This is a genomic window from Ideonella sp. P3_A4 (genome assembly GCF_056403075.1).
This window is the reverse complement of the sequence record NZ_JBFUGE010000155.1, coordinates 1-12177: the sequence shown is the minus strand read 5'-3', so window position 1 is coordinate 12177 and position 12177 is coordinate 1. Positions and strand designations below refer to the sequence as shown.

Below are 12177 nucleotides of genomic sequence, written 5' to 3'. Positions count from 1 at the left end.
GCAAGAAGCCTGGCGCCGCAATTTCGCCGTGATCTCCAGCAACGCCCAGCATGTGCGCCGCGGTGCCCTCTTCGCGCTCTATCCCGACAACCCGGCCATGGGCCGCAGCCTGGCCCAATCGGCGTTCGACAGCCTGGCCAACACCAAACGCCCGGCCCGCGGCCTGCTGCCCTTGCGCGACGTGCTGCTGGCCGCCAACCAGCGCACCGCGGCCCACCTGGGCCTCGATCTCGACCCGCGCGACCAGCGCATCGCCAAGCTGTACCCCGAATCATGATGCGGTTCCTGCGCTCCCCCTGGCACCCCGCGATGCTCTCGCGGGAGTGGCGCTCGTCGAGCTTCCGCGGCCAGCTCAGTGCGGCGGCGACCGCCGGCATCTTGCTGCTGGCGCTGTTGTCGTCGCTGGTCAGCTCATGGATGGCCAGCCGCCAGGTGCGCGCCACGCTGGTCGAACAAGGCCAGCGCGTGGCCCAAAGCCTGGCCAACCAAGCTCCGCTGGCACTGATTTCGCTGGCCCGTGAGRACGCCGCCGAAGCGGTGCGCGCGACGATGGCCTTCCCCGACGTGATCGGTGTCGAGCTGCGCAGCACCGACGGCCAGGTGCTGCTCGCGCAAGGCGCCGTTGGGGCCGGCACCACCAGCCTGGCCGGTCGGCCGGCGCTGGGCGAGCCCCGGCTGGCCGCCGAGACCGATGACGCCTGGCACTTCATCGCGCCGGTGGTGGCGCAGCGCGACGCCACGCCGTTCGAGGTCATCGAAAGCCGCGACGAACTGCTCGGCGACGTTCGCGTCGTGCTCGGCAAGGGCACGCTGAACCGCATGCTGGCGCAGGTCTTCTTCACCAACCTGGCGATCTCGCTGCTGCTGGCCGTCATCTTCGTTGTGCTGCTGCGCTGGTTGGCCAGCCGGCTGACGCGGCCGTTGACCGAGCTGTCCAACACCATGGCCCGCGCCGAGCGCGGCGAGCCCGGCGTGCATGCGGTGCCCAGCGGTCCGAGCGACATCCAGCAGATGGCGCGCGCCTTCAACCGCATGATCGACGCGCAGAACGCCCGCGGCGATGAGCTGCAGCGCCACCGCGACCAACTCGAAGCCGCGGTGCTGTCGCGCACTGCCGAGTTGCAGGTGGCCAAAGAGCGCGCCGAAGTGGCCAGCGCTGCCAAGAGCGAGTTCCTGGCCCGCATGAGCCACGAGCTGCGCACGCCGCTGAACGCGGTGCTGGGCTACGCACAGATCCTGCGCATGGACGATGGCCTGACCGGCCGCCAGCAAGCCGGCCTGGGCATCATCCAGAGCAGCGGCGAACACCTGCTGACCCTGATCGTCGACATCCTCGACCTGGCCCGCATCGAGGCCGGCAAGACCGTGATCGAGAATGGCCCGGTCGACCTGGCCGCCCTGCTGCGCAGCGTGGCAGACATCGTGCGCGTGAAAGCCGAAGAGAAAGGCCTGGTCTTCGTGATCGACGCCGATCCAGGCTTGCCGACCCACGTGCTGAGCGACGAAAAGCGCCTGCGCCAGGTGCTGATCAACCTGCTCGGCAACGCTGTCAAGTTCACCCCCCAGGGTCATGTGACGCTGAGCGCTCGCCACGTCGAGCCCGTCGCCCGCGGCGCGAAGCTGCGCTTCGAAGTGCGCGACAGCGGTGTGGGCATCAGTGCCGAGGCAGCGCAGCGCCTGTTCCAGCCGTTCGAGCAGGCCGGCGAGTCTCACCAGCGCGCGGCCGGCACCGGCCTCGGCCTGGCCATCAGCCGCCAGCTGGTGCGCCTGATGGGCGGCGACGTGCAGGTGCAAAGCCAGCTGGGCACCGGCAGCGTGTTCTGGTTCGAGCTGACGCTGCCCTTGGCCGACAGCCCTGGCCCGCTGGCCGCCGCCACGCCCGCCGTGCGAGGCTACGACGGGCCGATGCGCCGCATCGTCGTCGCCGACGACGTGGCGGCCAACCGGCTGATGCTGTGCGAGATGCTGCGACGCCTTGGTTTCGATGTGCACGAAGCGGCCGACGGCCAACAGGCGCTGGACCAGGTGCGACTCGTGCAGCCTGATCTGCTGTTGATGGACGTGCGCATGCCGGTGATGGACGGGCTCGAGGCCACGTCCCGGCTGCTGCGGGACGCTGGCGCCAGCGCCCCACCGGTGGTGCTGGTCTCGGCCAATGCCTCCCGGGCCGACCGCGACAAAGGCCTCGCCGCCGGCGCGGTCGACTTTCTGCCCAAGCCGGTGGACCACGACCAGTTGCTGGCGGTGTTGGCCAAGCAGTTGCACTTGACGTGGCGCCGGGCGTGACACCGCGGTCCCTCCATTCCTCGCCAAAGGAGGTAGCGGCAAGAGGCCCGAATGCATAGACTACGTCGCACCTGCAACGGCAACGATGTATGACACCCTGGTGGTGCTGTGCCTTGACCCTGGCCCCCGGCCTGCTGCTTGCGCCCTTCGGCGCGCAAGCACAGACCGACGAAGAGGAATTGGCGCTCGCTTATGGCGACCAGGGCAGCGTCAGCATCGCCACCGGCAGCCGGCAACCGCTGCGCCGGGCCCCGGCGGTGGCCACGGTCATCACCGCACAGGACATCGCCGCGATGGGAGCCATCGACCTGGACGAGGTGATGGAATCGGTGGCCGGCTTGCACGTAGCCCGCTCCGCCAACGTCTACGGCTCGCTCTACGTGATCCGCGGCATCTACAGCCAGTTCATGCCGCAGACGCTGCTGCTGCAGAACGGCGTGCCGATGACGACGATGTTCGTCGGCAACAAGGGCAACATGTGGGCCGGCTATCCGCTCGAGCACATCGCCCGCATCGAGATCATCCGCGGCCCGGGCTCGGCCCTGTACGGCGCCGACGCCTACTCCGGCGTGATCAACATCATCACCAAGACGGCGGCCGATGCGCCCGGTACAGAGGTCGGCGTGCGGGGCGGCTCTTTCCACACCTGGGACAGCTGGGTGCTGCACGGCGGCAAGCTCGGGCCGGTCGATGTGGCCGCCTATCTGCGCCTGGGGCAAACCGACGGGTTCAGAAGCATCATCACGAAGGACGGCGCCCAGCCCGCCGTCACGCTGGCCCCCGGCCCGGTCAACACCGGGCATGACGCGGTCGACGGCAACCTGGACCTGGCCCTCGAAGCCTGGCGCTGGCGCTTTGGCTACAAGCTGCGCGACAACGTGGGCACCGGCGCCGGCATTGCCTCYGCACTCGACCCGCACGGCAAGGGGCGCAGTGAGCGCATCACCAGCGATCTCTCGTGGACCGAAACGCAGCTGGCACCCGGCTGGGGCGTGGGGCTGACGGCGAGCGTCCTGTACTACGCCGACACCATCGTCTCCGACCTCGTGCTGCTGCCAGCCGGCACGACGCTGGGGCCTGGCAACGTGTTCACCGACGGCCTGATCGGCAGCCCCAACAAGTGGGAACGGCAAATCAGGCTGTCGGCCTTCGCCACCTACTCGGGCTTCAGTGGCCACCACCTGCGTTTCGGCCTGGGCCACGATGACCTGAACCTGTACAAGACGACCGAGTACAAGAACTTCAACCCCAACTTCAGCCGCATCGGCACCGGCTCGTTCGAAGACGTCACCGACTTCTCCGACACGACGCTGAAGTTCATGCAACCGCAGCGGCGAAAGATCGACTACCTCTATGCCCAGGACGAGTGGGCCTTCGCCCCCGACTGGACGCTGACCGCCGGTGTACGCACCGACCGCTATTCCGATTCCGGCAGCACCACCAACCCGCGCCTGGCGCTGGTCTGGGATGCGAGCTACAACGTCACGGCCAAGCTGCTCTTCGGGCGGGCCTTTCGCGCGCCGTCGTTCACCGAGCAGTACAGCGTCAACAACCCGGTGGTGGGCGGCAACCCCGACCTGCACCCCGAGACGATCCAGACCCTGGAAGCAGCCGTCGCGTGGACGGTGGACGCCAGAACGCAAGTGAACCTGAGCCTGTTTCGGTATGCGATGAAGGACATCATCCGCGGCGTTCCCAACGCCGTGCCGCCACCGGCCAATACGGTGCAGAACATCGGCAGCCAGGATGGGCATGGCCTGGAGCTGGAGGTCGTGTCGGAGCTGAGCCGCACCTTGCGGCTGGCCGGCAACTACGCTTGGCAGCGCTCGGTCGACAAGGCCACCGACCACGACGCAGGCTACGCCCCGCACCACCACCTGTTTGCCCGCGCCGACTGGAGCTTCACCAGCGGCTGGCTCGTCAGCTCACAGCTCAATTGGGTGGCCGACCGCGAGCGCGCCATGGGCGATGCACGCCCGCCGATCGCCGACTTCACCACGCTGGATCTGGCGCTGCACACGATCCATCGCAAGCACCAATGGGACCTCGCCTTGACGGTGCGCAACCTGTTCAACGCCGACGTGCGTGAGCCCAGCCTCGCACCGGGCACCGCCATTCCCAACGACCTGCCAATGGCCCCGCGCGCCTTCTATCTGCAGGCGAGCTACTCGCTCTGAGGAAACTGCTTGCGCCGCCTCTTCTCGTCATCGCCGCGCTTGAGCCCACTGGGGAGCGCGGGCTTGGTGCTCGGCCTGCTGCTGGGCACGAGCCCCGGCACCCGCGCCGCCGCCCCGACCGAAGAAGAAGAGCTCTCGATGGCGTTCGGCGACAAATCCTTTGTCAGCATTGCCACGGGCTCGCGTGTGCCGGTGGCGCGCGCACCGTCGATCGCGACTGTCATCACGGCCGAAGACATCCTGGCCATGGGCGCGACCGACCTGGACGAGGTGCTCGAAACCGTACCCGGCCTGCACGTCGCGCGGTCGACGCTCGCTTTCACGCCGATGTACACGGTGCGGGGCATCCGCGGCAGCATCACCAACCCGCAGGTGCTGATGCTCATCAACGGCATGCCCCGAACCCAGATCTACGCCGGCGACCGCGGCATCAACTGGGGCGGCCAGCCGGTCGAGAACATCGCCCGCATCGAGGTCATCCGCGGCCCGGGCTCGGCGCTGTACGGCGCCGACGCCTACGCCGGCGTGATCAACATCATCACCAAGACCGCGGCCGACATCGGTGGCACCCGGTTGGGTGGTTATGGTGGCTCGTTCGACACCGTCGGTGCCTGGGTCTTGCACGGCAGCCGCTGGGGCGGGGTCGACGTCGCGGGCTACCTGTCGTTCAACAGCACCGATGGTGCGCGCCCAACCGTGGAAGCCGACGCCCAGACCGGGCTCGACAACATCTTTGCGCCCTTCGGCGTGCCACCGGTGTCGCTGGCGCCCGGGCCTCCGAACTACGCACACAAGATCCTCGACGGCGCACTCGATTTCACGATGGACGCCTGGCGCCTTCGCACCAGCTACAAGCACGTCACAGGCCTCGGTTCGGGCACTGGCGTGGCGCAAGCGCTGGACCCGAAGGGCCGCAGTTCCAGCGAACGTGTCGACCTGGACCTGAGCTGGCACGACCTGAGCGAAGACAAGGCCTGGGACCTGACCGCCCGCGCCAACCTGTCGCACTACGACGAGATCTCGCACCTGTTCCTGTTCCCCGCCGGCACCAACCTCGGCAAGGGCACCTTCGAAGACGGCATGATCGGCGCCCCCGCCAAGTGGGAACGCCACCTGCGGCTGGAGGCCACCGCCGTCTACACCGGCTGGGCGCAACACCGTGTTCGCCTGGGCACTGGATTTGCGATCCTGGACATGTACCGCAACCGCGAGACCAAGAACTTCAACCCCGACTTCAGCCCGATCGGCACCGGCTCGCTCGAAGACGAGATCGACGTCACCGACACGGTCCCCTTCACCACGCCGCACAAGCGCCAGGTCGTGCACGCCTATGTGCAAGACGAGTGGACGCTGACGCCCGACCTGTCGCTCACCGCCGGCCTGCGCCACGACCGCTATTCGGATTTCGGCGGCACCACCCACCCCCGCCTGGCACTGGTCTGGGAGGCGACCTACGACATCACGGCCAAGCTGATGTACGGCAGCGCCTTCCGTGCGCCGTCGTACACCGAGCTGTACGTGATCAACAACCCCGCGGCGATCGGCAACCCCGACCTCAAGCCCGAGACGCTGCGCGCACTCGAGGCCGCGGTCAGCTGGCAAGCCGCCACCCGCACGCGCCTGGGGCTGAACCTGTACCGTTTCAAGCAGAGCGACATCATCCGCACGGACACCGCCATCACCTTCCAGAACCAGGGCCAACAAGACGGCCAGGGGGTGGAGCTGGAGGCCCAGTGGGAGCCCAGCCGCGCTTGGCACCTCGTCGGCAGCTATGGCTACCAGCGCACCGTCGACAGCGACACAGGCCTCGACGCCGGCCTGGCGCCGCGCCAGCATGCCAACCTGCGCGCCGACTGGCGCCCGGCGGCCGACTGGCTGGCCACCCTGCAGGCCAACTGGGTCGCCGACCGCCGCCGCGAAGCCCACGACACCCGACCCAAGGTGCCCGACTACACCACCGTCGACCTGAACCTGCGCACCGAGCCCGGTGGCGGCTCATGGGCCCTGGCACTGACCGTGCGCAACCTCTTCAACGCCGACGCCCGCGAGCCCAGCACCTACGGCGTGCCGTATGTGTCGCTGCCGTTCGACATGCCGTTGGCAGGGCGCTCGGTGCTGCTGCAGCTCAGCGTGCGGCTCTGACGCTGCCTGGGCCAGTTCACAGGCAGCCAAACGCTGCACAGGCCATGTCACCCTCAGTCGAGGGGATGGCTCGCTGGGCCGTTGCGCGCCATGCTCGTAGGCGGATCAGAGAGCGGGGCCGATGTACGACCCTGCCGTTGACCGCCAGGGAGATGCTTGATGTCCACCACCCCCGAACGCCCCATTGCTTCCGACACGAATGCCGGCGCGGCCCCAGGCGGCGAGCCGCAAGAGGCCTGCGACCTGGTCATGAAAGGCGGCATCACCAGCGGCGTGATCTACCCCAAGCTGATCCACGACCTGTCGAAGCGCTACCGGTTCAGGAACATCGGCGGCACGTCGGCCGGTGCGATTGCCGCGGGCGCCTGTGCTGCGGCCGAGTTCGGACGGCAACACGGTCGCGCGGGCGCCTTCGAGCGGCTCAACGAGCTGCCCAATGAGCTGGGCCGGCCGGTCGAGCCGAGCAAGCGCTCTCGGCTGCTGAGCCTGTTCCAGCCCCACCCAAGCCTGCAGCCGCACTTTGCTGTGCTGCTGCAGGCGTTGAACAAGAAGCCACTGGCGGCGGTGGTCGGCATGCTGCTTCGCATGCTGGGCCTGAATGCTGGCCTGGTGCTGTTGCTGCTGCTGGCTGCGGCGGCCTTGCTGGCCCCACTCATCCGGTCGTTGTCGCCCGCGACCGCCTGGTGGCCGTCGTTCGGGATGGCGTTCGTGGCCCTGGTGTTGGTCGGGCTGGCGGCCTGGCGCACCGCGGTCGCGCCTCAGACTGCCAAATGGCGCCTCGTGGCCGGCTGGTTGGGTGTGTACCTGCTGCTGGTACTCGGGCCCCAAGTGGCGTTCGGCGTGCCGTGGAGTTGGGCGCTGGCCGGGGTTGGCCTGTCGCTGCTGGTGGGTGCCCTTCTGGCCTGGGCGCTGTTGCTGGTCGTGACCGGTACCCGGTTTGCGCTCAGCCTGTTGAGCGGGCTGCATCGCAACCGCTATGGCATCTGCAGCGGCCGGACCATGGCCGCGCCGGCGGGTGCCACCGAAGCGCTGCCGGGGTTGACCGACTGGCTGACGGATTACTTCGATGATCTGGCCGGGGTGTCGGGCCGCGCTCATCCGCTGACCTTCGGCGACCTCTGGAACGGCGGTGACCGCCGCGCACCGGGTGCCGTGAACCTCGAGGTCATGACCAGCGCGGTCAGCCAGCAGATGATCTATGGCATCCCTTTCCGCGAAGGCACGCCAACCCTGTACTACGACCCGAACGAGCTGAAGGACTACTTCCCTCAGCGCGTGATGGACTGGATCGACAGCGCCGCCAGCCGGGCCGAGAAACCGACCGGCGACCACAAGCTGCGCCCCGACGACTACGCGCCCGACACCACCATCAAGAACGGCGAAGGTGCCGGTTTGAGAAAGCTGCGGCCGTTCCCACGGGGCGCCGACCTGCCGGTGGTCGTGGCTGTGCGCATGAGCCTGAGCTTTCCGGTGCTGCTGTCTGCCGTGCCGCTGTACTCGGTGGACTTCTCGCGTGAGGCCAACCAACGCGAGAAGAAGCGCATGGATGCAGAGATCGACGCCGGTCGACCGTCAGACGCCGTGTTCGACGCGACGCGCATCTGGTTCTCGGACGGCGGCATCGGCAGCAACATGCCGCTGCACATGTTCGATGCCTTGCTGCCGGGCCACCCAACCTTCGCAGTCAACCTGAAACCGCAACATCCTGACTTTCCGATCAGCGAGGTGGAGACCAAGGAGAACAAGGGCGGGCGCATCTTCTTGCCCAACAGCAACCACTCGGGCGCACTGCGCTACTGGCCAGCGCCCCAGGACGATCAGCCCTTTGGCGGCCTAGTGGGGTTCCTCGGCAGCATCGTCAACACGATGCAGAACTGGCGCGACGAGATCCAGTTCCCCTACCCGGGCTTCAAGGACCGGATCGTGCAGATCAGCCAACGGCAAAGCGAAGGCGGCCTGAACCTCGACATGCCGCAAGACGCCATCGACGCGCTGGGCAATGCCGGCGCCATGGCCGCGCAGCGGCTGATCGACCGCTTTCACCCGACCGGCGCACAAGCAGGCGCAGGGTGGACCAATCACCAGACCATCCGGCTGCGGACCTTTCTCGGCGTCATGCAGCCGGGCAGCGCGGCACTGTGCCCCACCATCGGCTCGGGCCACTGGGCGGCGCTGGCCAAGACGGTCAGCAAGTACTCAGCGGCAGAACAAGCGCTGGCCCAAAGCTTTCTCGCCGACCTCGGCAAACTCGGTGCACTGTCCTCACAAGGCGGTCAGACGATCTCTCTCGAGCACACGGCCCCGAAGCCGCTGGCGCAGATACGCATCACGCCGAAGATCTGAAAGCACGCACAACGACCAGCCTGACCAGGCGCCAGCGAACAGGCAGCTGCGACCGTCCCTAGAGGCAGATTCGTTTGCTTGCAATGCCGCACCGAAGCAACGACGCACGCTGCTTACGATGCGGCACATGCACTCGACTGCCCTCGCCCTGACCCTGTCGGCCGCGCTGCTGGCCAGCCTCGCCACACCAGCGCAGGCCGCCGCCACCGGCTGCGTGCCCCAACACCCGCTCGAGCCTGCGGCGAGCTTCCCGGCCCTGCCCGGCCGGCTGGTCTTTCATTCGTACGTGGCCTATGGCGACGGCAGCTCGCGCCTGTTCCTCTACGACTTCGCTGCGAAGACGCTGACCCGGCTGGACACCGCGGCCTGGAACATCGCTGACCCGATGAACGCGCGCTTCTCACCCGACGGCCAGCGCATCGTCTTCATGGGCCGCCAGGGCGGCAACTGGCATGTCTTCAGTTGGGTACCCGGCTCGCAACAGGCCCCGGCCAACCTGACCGCAGCGATCGGCGGGCGCAACGAAGACCCCAAATACACCTTCGACGGCCGCGGCATCGTCATCAAGCACGAAGGCGACATCCGCATCGGAACGCTCGCACCCGACGGCCGCAGCATCACCGCATGGGACGTGGTCACCTCCGACGGCTGGACGACCGAAGAGTCGATGCCGTACCTGACGCCCTCGGGCAAGTACCTGTTCTACATCGCCGGCACCGGCGACGCGATGCGCATCTGGCGCATGGACATGCAGACCCGCAAGGCCACGCAGTTCTCGACCCCGCCAACCGGCGCACACGAGTACTACCCGGTCGTGCGCGACTACTCGACCTACTTCTACACCCGCACGCTGGCCGGCACCGGCAACGACCAGATCCTGCGCCACGCAATCGGCCAAGCCACCGGCAAGGCCGAGGTGCCAGCGCTGAACGACTGCGACCGCGACAACTCCGACCCCGCGCCGGTCGACGAAGATCTGCTGGCCTTTTCCAGCGACGCCTACGACGCGACCTATTCGTTGGTCATCGGCGACCTGCGCAACGGCAAGGTCTGGCGCATCGCCCCGGGGCAGATCAGCGGCGGCGATGRCCGCAACAAGCTGGGGGCGGACTACTCGGCGCGTCGATAGCAGGACGCCGTCGCGAGGCCGTCGTGCGAGGTAGGCTTGGCTCATGAGCATTGAACGAACACACGACGTCGCGATCGTCGGCCTGGGGGCGATGGGCAGCGCGGCGGCTTTCGAGCTGGCGCGGCGCGGGGTCGATGTGGTCGGCTTCGACCGCTTCACGCCGCCCCACACCATGGGCTCGTCGCATGGCGATTCGCGGATCATCCGCGAGGCCTACTTCGAGCACCCGGTCTATGTGCCGATGGTGCAAAGAGCCTTCGAGCAGTGGCGCGAGCTGGAGCGACTCAGTGGCACGCCGCTTCTGTCGCCCACCGGTGGCCTGATGATCGGCGCGCCTGACAGCGTGCTGGTCGAAGGCGCCCTTCGCAGCGCGCTGCTGCACGGCCTGGCGCACGAGGTACTGTCGTCGGCAGAGATCCACGCGCGCTTTCCAGTCCTGCATCCGGAGCCTGACATGGTGGGCGTGTGGGAGCCACGCGCCGGCGTGCTGGCGCCCGAGGCCTGCGTGGCGGCTCAGCTCGATCAGGCGCAGCGACACGGCGCGACGCTGCATTTCGACGAACCGGTGGACCGCTGGCAAGCGGAAGACGGTGGTGTGAGCGTCTTCACCGCCCAACGCCGCTGCCGCGCACGCCAGCTGATCATCAGCGCCGGCGCTTGGGTCGCTTCGCTGCTGCCCGGCATGCGGTTGCCGTTTCAGGTCGAGCGCCAGGTGCTGCACTGGCTGTCGCCGGCCGTGCATGCCGAGGCGTTCGGCCCGGCGCGCTGCCCTGTTCACCTGTGGCAGATCGACGGCGACCGGTTCTTCTACGGCTTGCCCGACATGGGCGCCGGCGTGAAGCTGGCCTTCCACCACGGCGGACAGACGAGCACTGTCGACGCCGTGCAGCGCGAAGTCACAGAGCAAGACGTCAACGACCTGCGGGCCGCTGTGCGCAGGTTCGTGCCGGCCGCTGACGGGCAGCCACTCATGTCGTCGGTGTGCCTGTACACCAACACGCCGGACGAGCACTTCTGGATCGACCGCCACCCGGACCAGCGCGAGGTGTTGGTCGCCAGTCCTTGCTCGGGCCACGGCTTCAAGTTCGCGCCCGTGGTCGGTGAGATCCTCGCCGACTTGGTGCAAGGCAAGCCGGCTCGCTTCGACCTCAGCCTGTTCCGCCGGCGCTAGCGCCGGGTCGCCAACGCCTTCTCGATCTTCTGATCGGTCTTGTACTGGCTGAGGGCGTAGACCGACCAGATGGCCGCCGGCAACCAGCCGATGATCGTCAGCTGCAAGATCAAGCAGATGATGCCGGCGAACGGACGACCGATGGTGAAGAACTGGAGCCAGGGCAGGAGCAGGGCCAGAAGAAGACGCATGGGAATCGAAGTCTGTGGGTTGACGGTGTCGGGGAACGGGTGCCAGGCACTCTATTCAGGTAACTGCAAGGTTAGCTCGGCTGACCACGCCGCGCCGCGGACTGGGCGCGGGCAGCCGACAGGATCTTAGCGTCTTGCTCGATTGGCACGCCTCAGGGGACACGGCCTGCGAGATGGCGGTCATTGCACCGTCTAATCGATCGATCGCCGACCGCGCGGCCAAGCACAATGACGACATCGCAAGCACGCAACCGGCCGCAGACTGGGCGGAGTCAGGGAACCCGTGACCCTGTGCAGAGCGAAACGTCGTTGTGCGATGCACATCGCTCGGAAGTAAGCCCGCCGCCATGCGAATGGTCGCGGGCTTTTCTTATGGCCGCGGCCGTGCCGCCACGATGTAGCCAACGAGCTGCAACGGCTGAGCCGCCGCCGCGCACACCCGTCTTGACCGGCCGTGCCCCCTAGAAACAGGGCGCAGATCGCTCGTCATACATGACGTGCAGGATTAGAGTCAGGTCCCCTCGACGGGACAACGAGGTGTACGCACCGCATCGAGGTGGCGCCGGAGGGCGCGCCATCCACCATCGTTCCGCCTGGGCCTTTGTCATCTCCTTTCACGGAGGCCCCATGTTCCGATTCATTGCATTGCGCAGGCGCAGCCTGYTGGCCCTTGGCTTGGCCGCTTTGTGCGGCACCCTGGGCTTCGAGGCCCATGCCGCAGGCGAACGCCTGCTGGTG

At 67.7% G+C, this 12177-nt stretch carries 7 protein-coding genes and 1 pseudogene; 7 read left to right on the top strand and 1 reads right to left on the bottom strand.

What is annotated here, in order from left to right:
* The 7 genes and pseudogenes from AC1DYI_RS15420 to solA all read left to right on the top strand — a co-directional run.
* Positions 1-277, top strand: a pseudogene (locus AC1DYI_RS15420) (hypothetical protein); the annotation flags it as partial.
* On the top strand, positions 274-2286 hold the full coding sequence (locus tag AC1DYI_RS15415; protein ID WP_477205007.1) for an ATP-binding protein: 2013 nt from the start codon (positions 274-276) through the stop codon (positions 2284-2286). The pseudogene AC1DYI_RS15420 and the gene AC1DYI_RS15415, both read left to right, overlap by 4 nt.
* Positions 2287-2399: 113 nt before the next feature.
* Positions 2400-4463 (top strand): TonB-dependent receptor plug domain-containing protein, encoded by a 2064-nt coding sequence (locus tag AC1DYI_RS15410; RefSeq protein WP_477205006.1) that lies wholly within the window; start codon positions 2400-2402, stop codon positions 4461-4463.
* A gap of 39 nt (positions 4464-4502) precedes the next feature.
* A complete protein-coding gene (locus AC1DYI_RS15405; protein ID WP_477205005.1) occupies positions 4503-6605 on the top strand; it encodes a TonB-dependent receptor plug domain-containing protein in 2103 nt (700 codons plus the stop codon).
* Between the two features lie 159 nt (positions 6606-6764).
* Positions 6765-8948, top strand: coding sequence for a hypothetical protein (locus AC1DYI_RS15400; RefSeq protein WP_477205004.1), 2184 nt, complete (start codon positions 6765-6767; stop codon positions 8946-8948).
* Between the two features lie 127 nt (positions 8949-9075).
* Positions 9076-10077: a TolB family protein gene (locus AC1DYI_RS15395; protein ID WP_477205003.1), complete on the top strand. Its 1002-nt coding sequence runs from the start codon at positions 9076-9078 to the stop codon at positions 10075-10077.
* Between the two features lie 43 nt (positions 10078-10120).
* Entirely contained in the window at positions 10121-11248 is a 1128-nt protein-coding gene (gene solA, locus AC1DYI_RS15390; RefSeq protein ID WP_477205002.1) for an N-methyl-L-tryptophan oxidase, read from the top strand.
* Here the strand turns inward: solA and AC1DYI_RS15385 are convergent.
* Positions 11245-11439, bottom strand: coding sequence for a YqaE/Pmp3 family membrane protein (locus tag AC1DYI_RS15385; RefSeq protein WP_477205001.1), 195 nt, complete (start codon positions 11437-11439; stop codon positions 11245-11247). The genes solA and AC1DYI_RS15385 overlap by 4 nt on opposite strands.
* Positions 11440-12177 lie beyond the last annotated feature (738 nt).